This window comes from Streptomyces sp. NBC_00078, from assembly GCF_026343335.1.
Classification (GTDB): domain Bacteria; phylum Actinomycetota; class Actinomycetes; order Streptomycetales; family Streptomycetaceae; genus Streptomyces.
This window is the reverse complement of record NZ_JAPELX010000001.1, coordinates 7104890-7123652: the sequence shown is the minus strand read 5'-3', so window position 1 is coordinate 7123652 and position 18763 is coordinate 7104890. Positions and strand designations below refer to the sequence as shown.

Sequence of the window (18763 nt, the reverse complement as noted above, 5' to 3'; positions counted from 1 at the left end):
GGGAGCCGGCCTTCCTGGACTCCACCGCGAGACCGGGTTGAGCGACGGGCGGCGCACGGACCGCAGTTCGCCCATCACTTCGCCAAGCCGGGGTAACCGAGGGGTGAGCCCGCTTTCCCGAAGGAGGCACGATGCCCCTCACGTTTCGCAAGAGCTTCCGGATCCTGCCGGGGGTGCGCCTGAACATCAACCGGCGGTCCTGGTCCCTCACCACCGGCGGCAGGAACGGTCCGCGGCACACGCACAGCAGTACGGGACGTCGTACGACATCGATGGATTTGCCCGGACCTTTCGGATGGCGTCGCACCCGTAGCGCAAGGCGGCATTGACGGGCCGTCACCCGAACGGCTCTCCTGACTGGCCACATCTCATATCTGAGATAGCCTCAACATCATGGCAGACGACTACCTCGTACGCATCGGCAAGCTCATCCGTGACGCCCGGCAACATCGGGGCTGGACACAGGCGCAGCTCGCGGAGGCGCTCGGCACCAGCCAGAGCGCCGTCAACCGCATCGAGCGAGGCAACCAAAACATCAGCCTTGAGATGATCGCTCGAATCGGTGAAGCCCTGGAGAGCGAAATCGTCTCACTGGGCTATGCGGGCCCGATGCATCTGCGGGTGGTCGGCGGCCGTCGGCTGTCCGGGGCCATCGACGTCAAGACGAGCAAGAACGCGTGCGTGGCGCTGTTGTGTGCGTCCCTTCTCAACAAGGGGCGCACGGTGCTGCGCCGGGTGGCACGGATCGAGGAGGTCTACCGGCTTCTGGAGGTGCTGAGTTCCATCGGTGTGCGCGCACGGTGGATCAACGACGGCGTCGACCTGGAGATCGTGCCGCCGGCCGAGCTGGACATGGCGGCGATCGACGCCGACGCCGCCGTACGCACGCGGTCCATCATCATGTTCTTCGGCCCGCTGCTGCACCGTATGGACCGCTTCAAGCTGCCGTACGCCGGTGGTTGCGACCTCGGCACGCGGACCATCGAGCCGCACATGATCGCGCTGCGCCGGTTCGGACTCGACATCACCGCCACCGAGGGGCAGTACCACGCTCTGGTGGACCGGGCGGTGCGGCCCGACCGGCCGATCGTGCTGACCGAGCGCGGGGACACCGTCACCGAGAACGCGCTGCTGGCCGCCGCCCGGTCCGACGGGGTCAGTGTCATCCGCAACGCGTCCTCCAACTACATGGTCCAGGACCTGTGTTTCTTCCTGGAGACGCTCGGCGTACGGGTCGAGGGCATCGGCACCACGACGCTCACCGTGCACGGCGTGCCGGACATCGACGTGGACGTGGACTACTCCCCCTCCGAGGACCCGGTCGAGGCGATGAGCCTGCTGGCCGCCGCCGTGGTGACGGAGTCGGAGCTGACCGTGCGTCGCGTGCCGATCGAGTTCCTGGAGATCGAGCTGGCGGTCCTGGAGGAGATGGGGCTCGACCACGACCGTACGCCGGAGTACTTCGCGGACAACGGGCGTACGCGGCTGGTGGACCTCACCGTGCGGCCCTCCAAGCTGGAGGCACCGATCGACAAGATCCACCCGATGCCCTTCCCCGGCCTGAACATCGACAACGTCCCGTTCTTCGCGGCCATCGCCGCCGTCGCGCAGGGCAAGACTCTGATCCACGACTGGGTCTACGACAACCGTGCCATCTATCTGACGGACCTGAACCGCCTCGGCGGACGCCTCCAGCTCCTCGACCCGCACCGGGTACTGGTCGAGGGCCCGACCCGCTGGCGTGCCGCCGAGATGATGTGCCCGCCCGCGCTGCGGCCCGCCGTGGTCGTCCTGCTGGCGATGATGGCGGCCGACGGCAAGTCCGTGCTGCGCAACGTCTACGTCATCAACCGCGGCTACGAGGACCTCGCCGAGCGGCTGAACTCCGTGGGGGCGCAGATCGAGATCTTCCGGGACATCTGAAGGTTCTAAGAAAAAGTATCATGAAACCCTCCTGACCTGCAGAAATGTGGGTCAGGAGGGAACCCGTGGGCGCCTCTGGGACTTTTCTGGGACCTCTGGCCGGACGACACCAACTGGCCAACAGTGGTGATGCGTCGGGGCTGCCACCCGAGAAATTCCCGCAGCAGATCCCGAAACGCCGCTCCGTCAGCTGCACTGGTACGCAACCGGCTGCCGGACCGGTACAGATCGCCTTCGAGCCGAGCCGTGCGCAGAGGCCGCGAACCGCCTCGGTACAGGCACCAGGTGTGACCGTTGCTGTACAGCACGTTCGGCAGCCGGCGCATCAGCGCCCACTGCTCCCGGTCCCGCTTTGTGAAGCCGTCGGGAGTGACGTCGTGCCCCGGGGCCTTCAGCTCGAGGAAGCCGGTGATGCGCCCTGATGTCTCCACCGCGTAATCCGGACGCACCCGGGCCTCGGGCAAGGAATACTCAGGATGAAGGCGAGGACTCAGCTTCCAGCGCGCCCCGAATGTCTCCACCAGCTTCGCCACCGGCAGGCTGATGGACGCCTCCGTGTCGCTGACCCGCAGACGCTCCCTGCACTCGGATCCGAGTCCGCCACGAGCGCCCGTATCCACTCCTCCGGCATCTTGTCCCCATCGAAGCTGTGGACGCGGACGGTGGATCACCGCAGACACAGCTTGTTGGAGGCGAAACGACCGGCTCAGTGCGCACGGGGGCGCTCGAGGGGCACGGACGGCGCGTTCCGTGACCGCTGGGAAAAGAGGGGCGAATGTTGGTCGGGAAGAGACCGCCACAGCCCCCCCCTGAGCGCTGCCTCAGGCGGGAAGGCGCTCTCGGGACGCCATTCCCGATTTACTTCGGAGGTGCTGGACTCGTTCCTTCACGCCGTCATCGCAGCGTTTGACGGTGTGCGAACCACCGAAGGCGAGCGGACCCTCTGCCCCGCCTCTCGAAAGTCCTACAGATGCTTGCCGCCATACGCATCAACCCGCTGAACGGACGACCTCCGAGGACGGGAGGACCAGCACACCCGGCGGACTGCCAGAAGTCAGCACAGCTCACGGAAGACAGACTGCTGAAGTACAGACTGCGGGCAACCAGCTCACCGGGTGATCCGCCCCCGCTCGCACCGGACGTCGGTTCGCAGATCACGACCCTCGCAACGTCTCCGGCCGCCATAATGGAGTCATGCCCTCCAGCCCACAGCACCCCGCACCCACCCCGAGGGACGTCTCGAGCGCGGTTGCCGACGACCTCGCGCTGTACCGGGAGAAGTTCCGCCGCCGTCTGCCGGAGTCACTGGACGAGCTGCGCGGACCGGCCCACGGTGTCGTGGATCTGCCGCTGCACATGGCCTGGTCCGGAATGACCTCATACGACTTGGGCAAGCCGCGCCAGCGCATGGGCCTGTACCGCACCGTCCTGCACGAGGGCCTGCACGACGACCTGCCCCGCTACCTCAACCAGGACCTGCTCCTCCAGCTGTGGCCGGTGCTGCGCACCCTTGTGGGCCGCACCGTGCGCGCCGTATGGGAAGACGCCTTCCCCCAGCTCGCCTCCGGCACCCGGGTAGCCGCGTGACGGACATGCCGGAGCTGCACACGCGGCTCCTGGCGGATGTGATCGCGCTCGGCTCCCCGTATCCACTGGTTCTCACCGGTGGATACGCCGTGCGGGCACACCGCCTCGTCAACCGCCCCAGCCAGGACCTCGACGTCGCCACCGAGAGCCCGGCGCCCATGGCCGACATCGCCGGCACGCTCCGCGCCGGCCTGGAAGCCCGCGGCTGGAAAGTGCACGCACTGGAGACCGCGCCGCTGTCCGCCCGCTTCACCGTGTCCGACCCCGCCACCCGGCAGGAATGCGAGGTCGACATCCTCAAGGAGATCTTCTGGCGGCCGGTCGCCCAAGGCCCCTACGAGCCCGTCCTCGCGGAGGAGGACGTGATCGGGACCAAGGTCCGCGCCCTCGCAGACCACGGAGCACCCCGCGACCTGATTGACGTGTTCGCGGCCTCCCGCCGCTGGGCCAATGCCTAGCTCGAGGAGTTCGGCCGCCGCCACGCCCGCGGCCGCTTCGAGCGCGAGGACCTGCAGTCGAACCTCACGGGCGCCGAGTGGACCGACGACGAGGCCTTCGCCGCCTACGGACTCGATGACGCCACGATCACTGCTCTCCGCGCTTGGGCCGTGGAGTGGGCCGACAACCTCGCGGCCCGTCTCCTCGAAGAGACCGATGATCCGGACATCGACTGATCACGTCCGGATGAGATCTCAGACAGGACGTCACGGCCAGCTGGCCTATCTCTCCTCCATGAGTGGGCGTCAGCAGCACCCTGTCCGGCTCGGCGTCCTCATATCAGCATGCCGGAGCGGGCGGGAGGGCCCTGCAGAAGCGGCTCCGGTAGGTCGAGCAGCTCGTCAGGATGGCGGCCTCCGCGCGCCATATGGAACAGCGGGGGCACCGTGTCGTCGTACAGCTCCTCGGCAGGCGGGTCCCACTCCGCCAACTGTGAAGCCTGCATCCCGGCCATGCGTGCGACGGCCGGAGTCGCGTCGCGTTGCAGTGCTACTTCCTGTGCCGCCCGCGAGTCGCCAAGGTCTCAGGACTCAATGGCCCCTTCGATCAGTTTGACCGCTTCGGTAAGTTCCGGCCGGAGCCGCAGCAGCAAGGCGCGTATCGCCTCGCCCGTCCCCTTCCTCTGCTGGCCCTCGTCGACCAGACGGCGCCGCTGGGCTGCGGTCGGTCGGTCGAGCAGTTCGTCGAACCGCATCCCCGCCCTGCCGCCCGAACGCGGCCGTGCTCCTGCATGTCGGAGAACCTCACGGTGTCGGCGTCGGCTGAACCTGGACCCAATTTGGTCGGTTGAAATCTGACCCGGGTGTCTTCGGCTTGGTCGTTTCAGTCGTTGTCGGTGGTGGCGGGGATGCGTCCGAGTTCGCGTCCTCGCATGCGGAACGAGTCGCCTTTGAGGGAGTGGACCTCGGCGTGGTGGACGAGGCGGTCGATCATGGCGGCGGCCACGGTCTCGTCGCCGAAGACCTCTCCCCAGCGTCCGAAGGGTTTGTTGCTGGTGACGATCACGGACGCGCGTTCGTATCGGTTCGATATGAGCTGGAAGAACAGGTTCGCGGCCTCGGCTTCGAAGGGGATGTAGCCGACCTCGTCCACCACGATCAGCGGGTAACGGCTCAGCTTGGTGAGCTCGCCCTGGAGCCGTCCGGCGTGGTGGGCAGCGGCCAGGCGGTCGACCCACTCGGCGGCGGTGGCGAAGGCGACGCGGTGGCCGGCCTGACAGGCGCGGACCGCGAGCCCGATCGCCAGGTGTGTCTTCCCGGTGCCCGGCGGTCCCAGAAAAACGGCGTTCTCCTTGCCGGCGATGAAGTCCAACGTGCCCAGATGCGCGAGCTGTTGTCGCGTCACGCCGCGCAGATGGGTGACGTCGAGTTCCTCGATCGTCTTGATCGCGGGGAAGCGGGCGGCCCGAACTCTCGCCTCGCCGCCGTGTGATTCGCGGGCGGAGACCTCGCGCTGGAGACAGGCGACCAGGTATTCGGCATGGGTCCAGGACTCCTTGCGGGCGCGTTCGGCGAGCCGGTCTGCGGCGTCCAGCAGAGCCGGGGCCCTTCATCGCGCGAGCCAGGAAGGCGAGGTCGGCAGCCGTCTGGGAGCCGGTCCTGCGGCCCGCTGGGGTGCTTTCGGCCGGGGCAGCGGTGGTGCGGGGCATCAGCCGGCCTCCCTGTCGCCGCCGCCTTCGATGACGGTGAACAGCCGGTCATAGGAGCCCAGCTCTCGTTGCTCGACCTCGACGAGCGGGCCGGAGGCATCCTGGGTCGCGGCCCGGCGGACGGCCTGCTGATGGTGCAGCTGCCCGCGCATCGTCTTGCCCGCCTTGGCGTGGTCGGGATCAGTGATGGTCTGGTGGCGGGCCCAGCAGCGGGGGTGCCGGGCGACGATCACGCCGCCGGACGCCAGCGCGATGACCTCGCGTTGTCGGTCAGCACGGTGACAGTGCGGCCGATCGCGTCGGGGTGCACGGAGTAGTCGTTGGTGTCGACGCGGACGTAGTGGTCACGCCCGATCCGGGTCTGCATCCGCCACCAGGCGGGCGGGTCGACGGGCGGCAGGGCGAGCATCCCGGCCCGGTCGGCATCCCACCGCTCGATGGGACTTCGGCGGCCGGTCACTCGCCAGTGCTCGCTTGACCGTGTTCTTCGAGATGCCCAGATGCCGCGCGATCGCCCGGATCGGCATCTGCTCGGCCCGGTGCAGCCTGCGAATCTCTGCCCAGTCCTCCACGCAGATCACCCTCTCCCTCCTGACCTCAGATCAAGATCAGGTTCAGGCGAAGATCACCAAGTGGGTCACTTTTGATCCGCCGTCAGAGGGTCAGGATTCGAGCGACGGCGAGACACGGCCGACGTCAGCCCGTCAACGCGGCCAGACGCTTGGCAATGTCAGCACGCTGCGCGCCATGGCGGGACGGGCCACGGACGTCCTCCGTCGAGACCACCGCCGGCCCCCCTTCGTCATCCCACCGATCTCTGTCGGCGACCCACGTCCATTCGGACTGCCCAGCCAGTGTGTCTGTCGGCGTCTTCGATCGAGCAGCAGAAGATAGCGCGGTTCACCGCGATGCCTTCGGACGTGTGCGGCCAACCCGTGCACCCGCTGGACCGGACCATTTCGAGCCGGACTGCATCCTGCGGGACCACGATCGTCTTTTGATGGTCGAACTCAAGCGGTACTGGCGCTCCGACGTGCCTGAGGGGAGTTCTCCCGTCGCCGCGCGGAGGAGGAGGCCGGAGTCGCAGGGCATCGTCTGGCATACAACCGGCTCAGGCAAGTCGATGACCCTGGCCTGGCTGATCCATCATGCTCTGCTCCTGGATCGGGCCCTTAAGTTCGCCAGGGAAGCGCGGGAGTCCTACGACTCCGCCGAGCTGACTCGGCGTCTGCTTGCCTCTGTCGAGGAGGCCACGCGTCTACCCTCGATCACTGCTCCGCTCGTAAATGACGGGATCGTGTGGGGTGTCCCACCCGCGGCGCCGGCTGGGCTCGTCGCCCTCTCGTCACGCTTCGACGCACTGCCTTCGACGGAGGAAATCGCCGCCGAGGAGGCGCGGGTCGCGGCTCTCCAGTTCCTCGTGGCTGCACGTCTTGATGAGCTGTGTGATGTTGACGGCGATGGCATCAGCTGCGAGATGTCGGTCACCGAATCGGCCCCTGTGGGGTGCTTCGACTCGCTGCACCCTCGGTCCCGCGCGCACCGCGACCCCCGGGCACTCCCCTTGTCACATTGGCTGCCTGAACCGCCCGTGTACGCCCCTGGGGAGGGGCTTCGAGCAGTGCAGTCGCTGTTCAGGTTCGGGAGTACCTTGGAGATCCAAAATGTCTGGGGTCGGCTTCCTGCCACCCGACACTCCATGGCAGGCCGTTGTCGGTCTGCTGACGCTCGCCCTTCTGACTGGGCTGGTCCGTGCCGTGATGCCGCGCAGTTCGTCGGATCGCGTGAAGTGGTGGGAGAACTTCTGGAATCGCAGGAAGTAGCCGGCGATCGGGCCCGCCGTCCACCAGGCGAAGGGCCCGGCCGCTGTCCCGTGTCCGCTTCCACGCGCTCGGGCGGAGGGTTTGCGGCAGATCGCCGGGCGATTGCGGCCAGGCACGGGTCGATCGTGTTGGCGCGCTGTGCAGGAGGACGGCGGTGTGGCGCGCCCGCGGGCACCCACCAGGTTCCCGCGCCCGCGACGGGACCCCTCCCCACAACACGCCCGTATAAAAGGCAGGCCCCCTCGCCGGGGCTCAACAGCGCAGGCAGGCGTACGAGTTGAGAGGTTGACCCATGACCACTGGCAGAGGTCGAACGGGCGCCGCCGTGGCGCTGGCTCTGATGGCGGTTCTCTCCGGCTGTGGAGGGAACGGCGGCCGGGACGACGGCTCCGGGGAGGGGGCGGAGCCGTCGACCTCGCGTACGTCGTCGAGGGCGAGCGATGCGGGCGCGCCGCCGGAGTCCGTGCAGCCGCCGGCCTCGGTGTCACCCACGATCTCCCCCACGAGCGGATCGGCCACGGCCGACGGCACCGATGCCGGCGCCTGCTTCGACGGACGCTGCGAGATCGCCGTGTCGAAGCCGATGACGATCAAGATCGACGGTCGGCTCGGCGTCAGCGATCTGCGGATCACGCAGATCACGGACGACGCCGTGGTGCTCCAGTCCTCGGGCTCCGGCATGTTCCTGAGCACGTCCGTCGGCGAGGGCGGCACCGGCGGCCTGAACGAGCTCGGCTTCCGCGTGAAGTCCCTGCACGAGGGTACGGCGGTGCTGGAGTTCTTCCCCAAGGACTGACCCGTTCGGCTCCCCGGGCTACCGCTCGGCCGCCTCGCGCAGGTCGTTCATCACCTCACCGTGCCCCGGGCGGTGCAGCGGTGAGGTGGCCAGGAGGCGGGTGAGCAGGCCGCCGAGGCGCGTACCCGCCAGGCGGGGCGGCCGGGGCACGGCGGTGGCTGCGCGGCCAACGACCTCGGCGAACGGGCCGGTTCCCTCGACCGCAACGTACATGGTGGCGCCCAGGGCGAACAGGTCGGACGCCGGTGTGGCGGCAGAGCCGTACAGCTGCTCCGGGGCGAGATAGCCGGGCGTGCCGATGACCTGTCGCACCTGGGTGTGGGAGGGACCGCCCGCCATGTGCCGGGCTATCCCGTAGTCGGTGAGTACCACCAGTCCATGCGGTCCTGAACCGTCCGGCGCCAGCAGGCCCGTCGTCGCTCATCTCCGCCGTCCCGGCCGCCCGCCATGTACCCCGGTCCCTGAGCCGGCGTGCGGGTCAGTACGCCGGTTTCAGCACCCCTCCCGGAAGTTGCTTACCGTTCTCCCGCTCCACGCTGCACAGCGCGTAGCGGAACCCGTCGTCCCACTCCTCGTCGGTGGAGTACCAGCCCGACATCTCGTGTCCCTGGCCGCGCGCCCAGTTGACGCCGTACTTCTCTTCGCAGAGCCCCGCCATGTCCACGCTGCCCGCCGAGCCGTCGCCCGACGCCCGGGCCCAGCCGACCATCTGCTCGTCGTGCGGTTTCTCGCAGCTCACCAGGGTCTTCGTGTACGTGCCGTCCTTGTCCTTCTCGGTGTTGATGCAGTCTCCCGGACCCAGCTGCGAGATGTAGACCTCGTCGCCGAACTTGCGGAAGTCGCCGAGTGGGCCGCCGAGGGTGGCGTGCCGGAGGAAGAGGAGGCAGGCCGCGGCCGGTGGCTCGCTCTGCCCTGGCTCGGGGGTCAGGACGTACAGCACCGGGTCGGCCATGGTCTTGCGCAGCTCCGCGGTGCGCCGGGTGCACTCGCTCTGTACGGCGCCGCCCGCCGCCACGGTCGCGATGACCTGGCCCTCGGGATCGTCGTCGTAGCAGTCGATGAGTTTCAGGCCGGGTCGCCCCTCGTACTGCCCGTCCTTCCAGTCGGCGTCGACGCACTGTCCCGGCGCGAGCCCCTCGCGCAGCCCCGTCTGCCGGCCGTACGGGTAGGTGCTGCGGGTCACCTTCGGGGACGGAGTCGCGACGGCCTTGGCTCTGGTCTCCAGGCCCGCCGCCCCGTCCCCCGTCTCCCGGAACGTGGCGGCACCCAGCGCGAACCCGCCTCCCCCGACCAGCATCGCAACCAGCGCGAGCAGCACGGGCGTACGCCGGCCGGGTGCCTTGCGGGTGTCCTGCGACGTGGGCCCGGTAGGGGTGAGGGGGTGTCCCTCGAAAGGCGTGGGGTGGCGGGGGTCCGTCGCGGTCGCCGGGGACTCGGCGGGTCCCGCGCCGACGGCAGGGGACTCGGCCTGCGTGGCCTCGGCGAGCAGTTCGCCCGCCTCGGCCGCCTGCGTACGGTCCAGCGGGTCCTTCGCCAGCAGACCCATGATCACGCGGCTGAGCGGGGCGCTCGCCCGCTGCGGTGCGGAGGGATCCGTGGCCAGTGCCGCCATGAGGGTCGCATCGAGCGTGTCCCGCTCGAAGGGGGCGGTGCCCTCGACGGCGAAGTAGAGCGTGACGCCGAGCGAGAACAGGTCGGACGCGGGAGTCGCCTCGCCGCCGGAGAGCCGCTCGGGCGCCACATAGCCCGGGGTGCCGACCACCATGCCGCTCTGGGTGATCCGGGTCTCGCGGGGCCGCAGGGAGATGCCGTAGTCGGTGAGCAGCACCCGGCGGTCGGCGGCACCCGAATGGTCCGGTGCCAGCAGCAGGTTGGCGGGCTTCACGTCCCGGTGGATGATGCCGAGCCGGTGTCCGGCCGAGAGCCCGTCGAGGGCGGCCGCCCCGATCCGCGCCACCTCGTCGCTCGACAGCGGGCCGTGCTTCCTCACCACGGCGTGCAGGTCCCGCGTCCCCGGCAGGTACTCCATCACGATCCACGGGCGGTCCTCGGCCTCCACCACGTCGTACACCGTGATCACGTTCGGGTGCTCGCGCAGTTGCGCCGCCCTCAGTGCCTCCTTGCGTCCGCGGCTGACGGGGTCGTCGATGACGCCCTCCGACTCGTGCGGTACGTCGATCTCCTTGACCGCGACCTGCGCCCGGAGCTCCTCGTCCTCGGCCAGCCAGACGCTTCCGCTGCCGCCGGAACCCAGCCGTTGCCGCAGCCGGTACCGACCGGCGATGACGCGTTCCCGCTCCCCTGCCACCAGTGTTCTCCCCCCCTCGACCGGGCGGCGAGCGCACCGCGCACTTGAGACCGCCCGACTGTCCTGAACTCCCGGCCGGCCACCGGAATCGGACTTCAGGCGGTCGGCGGCCTCATGTTCACCCGACCCGCTCGGGAGCCCTCCCGAACCACCCCCCGGCAGGAAGCGGTGACGGACGTCGGTTCACCCCATGCCAACGCCGTGCTCGTCCCGGCCGAGGACTGCGCGGCACCGCGCGAGGGCTCGTACCTGCTGCGCTCGCCTGCACTTCTGGGAGGAGCGGTCCTGGATGAGGTACTGGAGCATCACCGCTCGGCGGGAGGAAATCGCCTGCGCGGAGCGGGTGCTCATCCAGTTGAACGCGCAGGCCGATGAGGAGTCGGCGGAACCGGCTGGCCGAGCGGGGCCGGCCGCACAAGATGCCGACCGGACGGTTCATCACCCACCTGATCCGCACCCACCCCAAGAAGATCAAGTGGCGATGGCGGCAACAGCGTCTCCGCCAGCACGGTCCGCCGCTGGGTGCTGGAGGTGACCGGCCTGCCGGCCGCCCGTGCTGAACGCCTCGAGCGAGCTTTGAGGGGAGTCACCGGTGTCCTACGAGTCCCATCTGCCGCCCGCAGACCGGAACGCCCAACCGCTGAAGCTGGCTAGTCGTACGACCCGCGCCGCGCTGCCAACAAGGGTTACCCGCCTTCGGCGCCGCAGTCGTAGTGGTCCACCGCGTCGAAGGCGGGGCGGTTGCGCTCGCCGTACACGGGATCCAGAACATCACGCGCCTCCGCGTCCGATTTCAGATTGCTCGCCGAGGTATCGATCGCCTTGAGCACCGTACGGAACTCTTCGGCGATGTCCGGCGGCGCGCTCGACCGCATCCGTTCACCGATGTCGGCGATCAAGGCGGCCTTCCTCCGCAGCCCTTTGAAGTCCAGCGGCTGCCCCTCAATCGCCGCACCCACTTCGCTTCTGTAGGCGATGACGCCGACCTGGAAGGTCGACAGATCAAGGCAGAAGGCCGAGGTTGCCGTGGCGCTCGGGCGTGCGGTCGACGCGCTGGGCGGTGGGCTGGACGAGGCCGGGAGGGATCTCGGCGGCGCGGTGTCCGGGGAACGGGAACAGCCCGCCGTCAACAGTGCTGCGGCCACGGCCACAGCCAAGATCCATCTGCGTGGAGCTGTCATGGGCGGAGATTAGGCAACGGGGTCCGGGAGGGGTCCCGGCAGACGAACGTCCTGCTTCCGGCACTCGACAGACACCCTGCTCCTGGAGCAACGCGTCGTCGTAATCAAAGAAGCCCTCGGCCAATGCCGACATCGGCGTCGCTGCCACCCTGCCCTGCCTTCGCCCGCTGACGTTGCCGTCAACTACTGCCGTCACCCCCACACTGAAGCCCCGTCAGGACGCGCATGGCAGGGCTTCAGCTCACTGAGCATTTTCAGTGTGGCCACTGATCGGGAGCTGCAGGCTTCGGCAAGCGGGCGGCCGGTCCCGCAAAGGCCGGGAAGTCCGAGTCAGTTGCCGGGGCGGCTGGTGCCGCGCACCACCGCCGGCAGCGCGTCCAGCCCGGCCGCGAGGTACCACGTTAACTTGCCGCTTCCTCCTGTCGCTGGTCATCGCCGGTTGTGGAGGGAATGGCGTTGTCGATGAGGACGGCGGCGACGGCGGCGGCGGCGGGGAAGGCGTCGGCGTTGAGGACCCGGCTGCGGGCCGCAGCGCCGTCGATGAGCAACGCGAGCTGCTCGCCGAGCTGTTCGGGGTCGGCGGCGCCGGCCTCGCGGGCGGTGTCGGCGAGCCGCACGGCGACGGCTTTCTTGTAGTCGCGTGCGTACCGGGACGCGGGGTGCTGGGGGTCGTGGAGTTCGACGGCGGCGGCGATGTAGGGGCACAGGGGAGTGGTGGGGGCGATGTCGAAGGCGGCGAGGAGCCGTTCGCGGGGCGTGAGGTCGGTGCGGTCGAACACGCCGGACAGAACGGAGGGGTCGAACCGGCGCAGGTACTCGGCGACGAGTTCGTCCTTGCCGCTGAAGTGCTGGTAGGCCGTGCGCTTGGACACCTCGGCCGCCGCGCAGAGCTGGTCCATGCCGGTGCGGTTGATGCCCTGCTCGCGGAACAGGTGCTGGGACGCACTGAGGATGCGTTCGCGGGCGCCCCGGCCGCGGCGGCGGCCCGTGGGGCCCTTCTCCAACTCCGTCATGACCCCATGCTACCCCGACAGGGTAACGACCGGTGTACATAGTTTGCGCCGAGCCCGGCCGCCCCGTACGGTACATACACAGGACGGTGTACATAACACCGTCATCTCAGATGCGCACGGCACCATCGACCCAAGGGAACGACTATGGGAAAGCTCGACGGCAAGGTCGCGGTCATCACCGGCGGCACCAGCGGCATGGCGCTGGCCGGCGCGAAGCTGTTCGTTGAAGAGGGAGCGCACGTCTTCATCACCGGCCGCCGCCAGGACGCCCTGGACGAGGCCGTGAAGCAGATCGGCCGCAACGTCACCGGCGTGCAGGGCGACGCTGCCGACCTGGACGACCTGGACCGCCTGTACGACACCGTCAAGCGGGAGAAGGGCAGCATCGATGTGTTGTGGGCCAGCGCAGGCGGGGGCGAGCCCGCCCCGCTCGGCGAGATCACCGAGGCCCAGTTCGACACCTGGTTCGGGCTCAACGCCCGCGGCACCCTGTTCACCGTCCAGAAGGCCCTTCCGCTCTTCAATGACGGCGGCTCCATCCTCATGACCGGCTCCAACGCCTCCCTCGGCGCCTTCCCCGGCTGGAGCGTCTACGCCGGCAGCAAGGCCGTCCAGCAGGCCTGGGCCCGTATCTGGCTCAACGAGCTCAAGGACCGCCGCATCCGCGTCAACGTCCTGACCCCCGGCCAGGTCGCCACCGCGAAGCAGGAAGAGCTCTTCGACGAGGCCACCAAGCGCCAGTTCGAGTCCCTCATCCCCCGCGGCCAGATGGGCAGGCCCGACGAAATTGCCACCGCCGCCCTCTTCCTCGCCTCTGACGACTCCAGCTACGTCAACGGCATGGAACTCGTCGCCGACGGCGGCACCACTGCCATCTGAACCGGACCACCCACACCCAGGGCAGGACATCTCATGAGCAACATCAGCATCATCGGCGCCGGGAACATGGCCCGCACCATCGGCGCGCGGGCGATAGCGGGCGGCAACACCGTCGAGATCACGGGCCGGGACCAGTCCAAGGCCGCTGACCTGGCCGAGGCTCTCGGCGACGGCGCCACGACCGGAGAATGGGGCGCCACCCCGGCCGGGGACATCGTCATCGTGGCCTTGTTGTACGACGGTGTCGTGCCGGCCATCGCCCAGTACGGAGACGCACTCGCGGGCAAGATCATCGTCGACATCAGCAACCCCTTCAACTCCACGTTCGACGGGCTGGCCCACCGCGAGGAGACCTCGATCGCGCAGGAAGCCGCCAAGGCCGCCCCGGTCGGCGCCAGCGTGGTGAAGGCGTTCAACACCATCTTCCGTCATGTCCTGGAGAAGGGCCGGCCCGACGTCTTCATCGCGGGCGACAATGCGCAGGCCAAGTCAAGTGTGGAGGCGTTCGTCGAGAGCCTCGGGCTGCGCCCGCTGGACGTCGGCGGCCTGAAGATGGCGCACTGGCTGGAAGGAGCGGGCGTGGTCACGGTAGGCCTCGCCAACCACGGAGTGGGGAACTTGGACTTCGCCCTCAGCATCACCGAACTCACCTTGGTGAAGCAGTCGTAGGCGTCGGTGAGGCCGATGACGTCCGCGACCAGGCTGAGCAGCCGGTGTCTGAAGCCTGATGCCTGTTTCTTGGCGGCGGCGACTGACGCATCTGCGGTGGCTTTCTGACGTTCCAGGGCGCGCTCCTGCGCCCGGGTGTCGGATGCACTGTTGCTGATGCTGGCCTTGTGCTGCTTGGCGTACGCCTTGGTGTTGTTGACGGTGCTGCCCGAGCCGGCGTGGTCGGTCAGGGCCGGCGAGTGGGGGCCGGTGTCGGTGGGTGTGCGGTTGAGGCAGTAGGGGCAGTTGCGGGTGTCGCAGTCGGCCTGCGCGCAGGCGCCGCTGGGGTCGGAGGTGGGGAGCGGGCGCCCGTGGCGTCGTAACTCCAGGTCTGCCAGTACGGTGACGGACCGCCCACCGTGGTCGACGATCCGGGCACAGGGGTGGCCCCGCAGTCATCCGTGGCCGTCCAGGCCGCCTTCAGGCGCTGGGCCCAGTCGTAGCCGAGGCACTGGGTGTCGGTCGAAGCGGTCTCCAGCGAAAACAGCCGAAAGGCTGTTCTCGCAGTTCAGCGCCTCGCGGCTCTCCATCACGGCAGGTCACCGCGTCCGCTGGTCTCTTCCGGGACATCTGGGTCGCCGATCGCCCCGGGGCTGCCTTGTGGGCGGGTGCCTCCAAGGCAGCCGCTGAAGCGGAACTTCCTACGGAACGTACGGGGTGTACGTGATCGAGGAGACCTTCAGGTACCTCGCGCCGTCCGGTGTGGCCCATGTCGAGTCGTTGGGGTTGCCCGGCCAGTCGCCGCCGACGGCCGTGTTGACGATGAAGCGCATCCCGACGCCCGGGGCGGTGGTGTACCACTTGGTGCCGGTGATGGTGCCGTCCACCGCGAAGTCGATGTGATCGGGCCACCAGGTGAACGAGTACGTGTGGTACGCGTTGGTCCAGCCCGCGGAGTTCGTCTTCGAGAACTGGTTCTGGGCGTTGTTGGCGTCGTGCGAGGTCTGGTAGACGGTGTTCGGGTTCTGGCCGACGATTTCGGCGGCGTCGAACTCGGGCAGCCACGGATTCAGGTAGGCCGCCCATACCGCAGGCAGGAGGCCCTGGCCGTTGGGCATGTTCGCGGTGAAGCTGTAAGTGCCGTAGCCGTAGAGGGCCTTGGACTCCACGCGGCCGGAGTAGTACGTGCCGCCCGACTTGTGGGTCTTGATGACGAGGGTGCCGCCCTCGTACCAGACGCAGTCGGGGGTGTAGGTCTCCAGCTCGTTGTTGGCGGTCCACCGTCCGTTGATGGTGTTCCACGAGTTGACCGTTCGGGGGCTTCCCCAGGACGCCGCGTGGGCTTGCGGCTGCCCCAGCAGAAGGAGTGACAGCGCCGCCAGGGCGGCGACTATCAGGCGTCCCGGCCTGAGGAGTGCAGATGACATCGCGATTCCATTGCTCGGATGACGTGGGGGGCGCGGGAGCGGTCCCACGCTCCCTGTATCGCCGGACTTTAGAAGTCCGTTCAATGTTTGACAAGATGCGCGGCACGGGCCGTTTGCTGGATTGGGAAGTTGAAGACATCCCTGGCCGCGGGCGGCGTGGCCCCACATGCCGCGCGCCGCCGACCGGTCCGGTACGGCGGCGCGACGGGGCGGCGGTCAGTCCTTGGTCAGGGTGACTTCGTGCCGCTGTTCGGCGTGGAAGTGGGGCAGCGGCAGGATGCCGTGGAAGCGGAGTTCGGTGACCGTGGCCTCGACACCCACCGTGCCCGGGCCGATGGCCGGCGAGGGCTTGCTGGTGTTCTCCCACCGGTGTTTCACGCCGTCGCACACGGCCATGGTGCCGCCGATCCCCTGGATCACGGTCGTGGAGCTCGGGCTGGCGGAGGACTCCGAGGTGCTCTGGAGCACGGAGGAGCTGACGAAGGCCGGGCCCGTGCTGCCGACGCAGCGGTAGGTGCCGGTGAGGGTGATGGTGCCGTCCTCCGCGATGCGGCCCTTCGGGTCGACGGTCACCGACTCCTGCAGATCGGCGGCCGTGGTGTGCGGGGCCGCGGCCGCCGGGACGGCGGGAGCGGCGAGCAGGAACAGCGCGGCACCGGCGGCGAGGGCCAGGGCGGGGCGCTTGGACATGGGAACCTCCTGTAGGTGGGGCTTCCACTGGTACCCGCCGGGCGGACCTCTGGCCGTGACCGTCACCCACTCGGTGGCGAGTCCGCATCGACGGTCGTTGAACCGTCCGGGTGTTGTCCGCGTGTTGTCACGCTTCACGTCCGGCCGTTCCGATGAGTTCGCGAGGGGAGCATGGTCTGTCCATAGGGGCCCGATGGAGGGTCCCGACCGACGTGGAGGTGCGCCATGTGTTCCCACCAGTCCTCGTGCCCTTCCTTCGACGCCAATGCCGTGCACATCGTCGCCGCCCATCCCGAGCAGGGCTGGAGCCTCCTGTGCGACGGCGCGATCGTGTTCGACGACACGGGCGAGCTGACGCCCGACGGCAGGGCCGTCGGGCCGCAACGGGTGCCCGCCGAGCGGCTGGCCATCGCCGCCTGAGCCCTTGCCGGGCCAGTAGGGCCTGTTTCAGAAGTGGTCTTCTGAGGTCCTAGGGCAGTACGGCGAACCCGTCGAGTTCCACCATCGCCCTTTCGTCCCACAGGCGTACCACCTCCACGACCGCCATCGCCGGGTAGTCACGGCCCGCCGACTCCCGCCAGAGGCGGCCCAGTTCGGGGGCATGGATGCGGTACGCGGCGACGTCGGTGGCGTAGACGGTGACGCGGGCGAGGTCGGCGGGAGTGCCGCCCGCCGCGCGCAAGGCGGTGAGCAGGTTGGTGAGAGCGCGCTCGAACTGGTCGGGGAGGGTGTCGCCGGTGATCTTGCCGTCGGCGTCGAGGGCGGTCTGGCCGGCCAGGAAGACGAGGCGGGTGCCGGTGGCGACGACCGCGTGGGAGAAGCCCGTCGGCGGTGAGAGGCCGGGCGGGTTGACGCGCTCGGTGCTCACTCGGCTGCCTCCAGGTCGGCGTACAACTCCTTGGCGATGATGCCTCGTTGGACCTCGCTCGCCCCCTCGTAGATGCGCGGGGCGCGTACCTCGCGGTAGAGGTGTTCGAGCAGATGGCCGCGGCGCAGGGCGCGGGCGCCGTGCAGTTGGACGGCCTTGTCGACGACGTACTGCGCGGTCTCGGTGGCGATCAGCTTCGCCATCGCCGCGCGCCGGGGGACACCGGGGGCGCCTTCGTCGTACGCCGTCGCCGCCGCGTACACCATGAGACGGGCCGCCTCGGTGCGCAGAGCCATCTCGGCGACCTGGTGGGCGACGGTCTGCAGGTCCTTCAACTTGCCGCCGAACGCGTCCCGTTGGGAGGTGTGCACGAGACTCGCGTCGAGTGCCGCCTGTGCCATGCCGACCGCGAAGGCGCCGACGCTGGGGCGGAACAGGTTGAGGGTCCCCATGGCGACCCGGAACCCGCCGTCGACGTCGCCGAGTACATCGTCCGCGGTGACGGGCACGGCATCGAAACCGAGGGCGCCGATGGCGTGCGGCGAGAGCATGTCGAGGGGCACGCCGGTGAGCCCGGGACGATCGGCCGGCACGAGGAACGCGGTCACGCCGCGGGCGCCCGCGCCGGGGGTGGTACGGGCGAAGACGGTGTAGAAGTCGGCCTCGGGCGCGTTGGAGATCCAGCACTTCTCGCCCGTGAGGCGCCAGGCGGCGCGGCCGTCGGGTTCCGCGGCGAGGGAATCGGCCGGAATCGGATCACGGTTTCCGGCACCGGGGGACGCGCCGGAGCCGACGGGCCCGTAGCCGGACCGCGCACCGCCGGGCGTGGCCGTTCGGACGTCACCCGGCCGCAGGCCGTCCGGCCCTGCGTTCCCCTCGCAATCGGGCGCCCCCGTCTCGCCGGTCACCGCCCGCGGGACAGCGGCGGCCCGCCCCGTGCCGCCCGACCGCGAGGCCTCCGGCTGCGCGCGCATCCCCAGCGCACCGGCATCCGACCCCGCCCCCGGCTCGGTCAGAGCGAAGGCGGCCACCGCTGAGCCCTCGATGACCTTCGGCAGCCAGCGGTCGCGCTGGGCCGGGGTGCCGCCGGCGTACACGGGATGGGCGCCGAGCCCCTGCAGGGCCAGCGCCGTCTCCGCCTCCGTACAGACGTACGCCAGGGATTCCCGCATCAGGCACAGCTCCAGGGCGCCCGAGCCGAACAGCCGCTCCACAAGGCCGAGCGCGCCCAGTTCCGCGACGAGCGCGCGATTGACGTGCCCCGGTTCGCCCTTCTCGGCGAGCGGGCGCAGCCGCTCCGCGGCCGTGGTGCGCAGTGCTCCACACCGGGCGATCTGTTCCGGTTCGAGCGAGAATGCGGGCATTGCCGGTCCCCTCTCCTCCGCGCCTCCCCCGACGATATCGCGTACCGTTGACTGTCGTCACCAACACGATACGCTCAAGGCGCGAGCCCACCACGACGGCCAGAACGGCA

Annotated in this window: 20 protein-coding genes and 3 pseudogenes; 9 read left to right on the top strand and 14 right to left on the bottom strand. The window is 69.2% G+C overall.

Translation table 11 applies throughout. From position 1 onward, the window contains the following. Window positions 1-131: 131 nt before the first annotated feature. The 4 genes and pseudogenes from OOK07_RS33330 (at window position 132) to OOK07_RS33315 (ending at window position 4184) form a co-directional block, all read left to right on the top strand. Window positions 132-329 (top strand): DUF4236 domain-containing protein, encoded by a 198-nt coding sequence (locus OOK07_RS33330; RefSeq protein ID WP_266685519.1) that lies wholly within the window; start codon window positions 132-134, stop codon window positions 327-329. Between the two features lie 64 nt (window positions 330-393). Next, on the top strand, window positions 394-1923 hold the full coding sequence (relB, locus tag OOK07_RS33325; protein WP_266685518.1) for a type II toxin-antitoxin system RelB family anti-toxin: 1530 nt from the start codon (window positions 394-396) through the stop codon (window positions 1921-1923). A 1194-nt stretch (window positions 1924-3117) separates the two neighbouring features. Further along, window positions 3118-3510 (top strand): hypothetical protein, encoded by a 393-nt coding sequence (locus tag OOK07_RS33320; protein ID WP_266800149.1) that lies wholly within the window; start codon window positions 3118-3120, stop codon window positions 3508-3510. 5 nt (window positions 3511-3515) lie between these two features. Then, a pseudogene (locus OOK07_RS33315) lies at window positions 3516-4184 on the top strand (nucleotidyl transferase AbiEii/AbiGii toxin family protein). Window positions 4185-4282: 98 nt separating this feature from the next. On the opposite strand, the gene OOK07_RS33310 reads toward OOK07_RS33315, so the two are convergent. The 6 genes and pseudogenes from OOK07_RS33310 to OOK07_RS33285 form a co-directional block, all read right to left on the bottom strand. After that, window positions 4283-4438 carry a hypothetical protein gene (locus OOK07_RS33310; protein WP_266800148.1) on the bottom strand — a complete coding sequence of 52 codons (156 nt, stop codon included), beginning with the start codon at window positions 4436-4438 and terminating at the stop codon, window positions 4283-4285. A gap of 93 nt (window positions 4439-4531) precedes the next feature. Next, a complete protein-coding gene (locus OOK07_RS33305) occupies window positions 4532-4702 on the bottom strand; it encodes a hypothetical protein (protein ID WP_266800146.1) in 171 nt (56 codons plus the stop codon). A gap of 128 nt (window positions 4703-4830) precedes the next feature. Further along, complete coding sequence (gene istB / locus OOK07_RS33300; protein WP_323183046.1) at window positions 4831-5541, bottom strand: IS21-like element helper ATPase IstB; 711 nt, start codon at window positions 5539-5541, stop codon at window positions 4831-4833. A gap of 114 nt (window positions 5542-5655) precedes the next feature. Then, a complete protein-coding gene (locus tag OOK07_RS33295) occupies window positions 5656-5889 on the bottom strand; it encodes a hypothetical protein (protein ID WP_266800145.1) in 234 nt (77 codons plus the stop codon). Then, window positions 5886-6023 carry a Mu transposase domain-containing protein gene (locus tag OOK07_RS43785; RefSeq protein WP_406312750.1) on the bottom strand — a complete coding sequence of 46 codons (138 nt, stop codon included), beginning with the start codon at window positions 6021-6023 and terminating at the stop codon, window positions 5886-5888. The genes OOK07_RS33295 and OOK07_RS43785 overlap by 4 nt, the downstream gene beginning before the upstream one ends. A 64-nt stretch (window positions 6024-6087) precedes the next feature. Then, a pseudogene (locus tag OOK07_RS33285) lies at window positions 6088-6237 on the bottom strand (helix-turn-helix domain-containing protein); the annotation flags it as partial. A gap of 1534 nt (window positions 6238-7771) precedes the next feature. On the opposite strand from OOK07_RS33285, the gene OOK07_RS33280 reads away from it, so the two are divergent. After that, on the top strand, window positions 7772-8275 hold the full coding sequence (locus OOK07_RS33280; RefSeq protein WP_266800143.1) for a hypothetical protein: 504 nt from the start codon (window positions 7772-7774) through the stop codon (window positions 8273-8275). An 18-nt stretch (window positions 8276-8293) separates the two neighbouring features. On the opposite strand, the gene OOK07_RS33275 is transcribed toward OOK07_RS33280, so the two are convergent. Together OOK07_RS33275 and OOK07_RS33270 are read right to left on the bottom strand one after the other, a co-directional pair. Continuing rightward, window positions 8294-8647: a protein kinase domain-containing protein gene (locus OOK07_RS33275; RefSeq protein WP_266800141.1), complete on the bottom strand. Its 354-nt coding sequence runs from the start codon at window positions 8645-8647 to the stop codon at window positions 8294-8296. Window positions 8648-8753: 106 nt separating this feature from the next. Next, window positions 8754-10583, bottom strand: coding sequence for a serine/threonine-protein kinase (locus OOK07_RS33270; RefSeq protein ID WP_266800140.1), 1830 nt, complete (start codon window positions 10581-10583; stop codon window positions 8754-8756). Window positions 10584-10766: 183 nt separating this feature from the next. On the opposite strand from OOK07_RS33270, the pseudogene OOK07_RS43780 reads away from it, so the two are divergent. After that, window positions 10767-10850, top strand: a pseudogene (locus tag OOK07_RS43780) (type II toxin-antitoxin system prevent-host-death family antitoxin); the annotation flags it as partial. Window positions 10851-11269: 419 nt separating this feature from the next. Here OOK07_RS43780 and OOK07_RS33265 read toward each other — a convergent pair. Continuing rightward, on the bottom strand, window positions 11270-11728 hold the full coding sequence (locus tag OOK07_RS33265) for a hypothetical protein (RefSeq protein ID WP_266685510.1): 459 nt from the start codon (window positions 11726-11728) through the stop codon (window positions 11270-11272). Between the two features lie 437 nt (window positions 11729-12165). Beyond that, window positions 12166-12777 (bottom strand): TetR/AcrR family transcriptional regulator, encoded by a 612-nt coding sequence (locus OOK07_RS33260; protein WP_266685509.1) that lies wholly within the window; start codon window positions 12775-12777, stop codon window positions 12166-12168. A 144-nt stretch (window positions 12778-12921) separates the two neighbouring features. Here OOK07_RS33260 and OOK07_RS33255 point away from each other — a divergent pair, with 144 nt between their 5' ends. Both OOK07_RS33255 and OOK07_RS33250 read left to right on the top strand, forming a co-directional pair. After that, the gene (locus tag OOK07_RS33255; protein ID WP_266800137.1) at window positions 12922-13656 is read left to right on the top strand and encodes an SDR family NAD(P)-dependent oxidoreductase; all 735 of its coding nucleotides are present in this window, start codon (window positions 12922-12924) and stop codon (window positions 13654-13656) included. Between the two features lie 33 nt (window positions 13657-13689). Then, complete coding sequence (locus OOK07_RS33250) at window positions 13690-14325, top strand: NADPH-dependent F420 reductase (RefSeq protein ID WP_266800136.1); 636 nt, start codon at window positions 13690-13692, stop codon at window positions 14323-14325. Between the two features lie 680 nt (window positions 14326-15005). On the opposite strand, the gene OOK07_RS33245 is transcribed toward OOK07_RS33250, so the two are convergent. Together OOK07_RS33245 and OOK07_RS33240 are read right to left on the bottom strand one after the other, a co-directional pair. Beyond that, window positions 15006-15731, bottom strand: coding sequence for a glycoside hydrolase family 16 protein (locus OOK07_RS33245; protein ID WP_266800134.1), 726 nt, complete (start codon window positions 15729-15731; stop codon window positions 15006-15008). Between the two features lie 216 nt (window positions 15732-15947). Further along, a complete protein-coding gene (locus OOK07_RS33240; RefSeq protein ID WP_266685503.1) occupies window positions 15948-16421 on the bottom strand; it encodes a DUF6299 family protein in 474 nt (157 codons plus the stop codon). Between the two features lie 225 nt (window positions 16422-16646). On the opposite strand from OOK07_RS33240, the gene OOK07_RS33235 reads away from it, so the two are divergent. Continuing rightward, complete coding sequence (locus tag OOK07_RS33235) at window positions 16647-16841, top strand: DUF5999 family protein (RefSeq protein ID WP_266685502.1); 195 nt, start codon at window positions 16647-16649, stop codon at window positions 16839-16841. A gap of 49 nt (window positions 16842-16890) precedes the next feature. Here OOK07_RS33235 and OOK07_RS33230 read toward each other — a convergent pair whose 3' ends face one another. Further along, on the bottom strand, window positions 16891-17289 hold the full coding sequence (locus tag OOK07_RS33230; RefSeq protein ID WP_266800131.1) for a RidA family protein: 399 nt from the start codon (window positions 17287-17289) through the stop codon (window positions 16891-16893). Next, window positions 17286-18653 carry an acyl-CoA dehydrogenase family protein gene (locus OOK07_RS33225; RefSeq protein ID WP_266800130.1) on the bottom strand — a complete coding sequence of 456 codons (1368 nt, stop codon included), beginning with the start codon at window positions 18651-18653 and terminating at the stop codon, window positions 17286-17288. Before OOK07_RS33225 ends, OOK07_RS33230 begins: the two co-directional genes overlap by 4 nt. Window positions 18654-18763 lie beyond the last annotated feature (110 nt).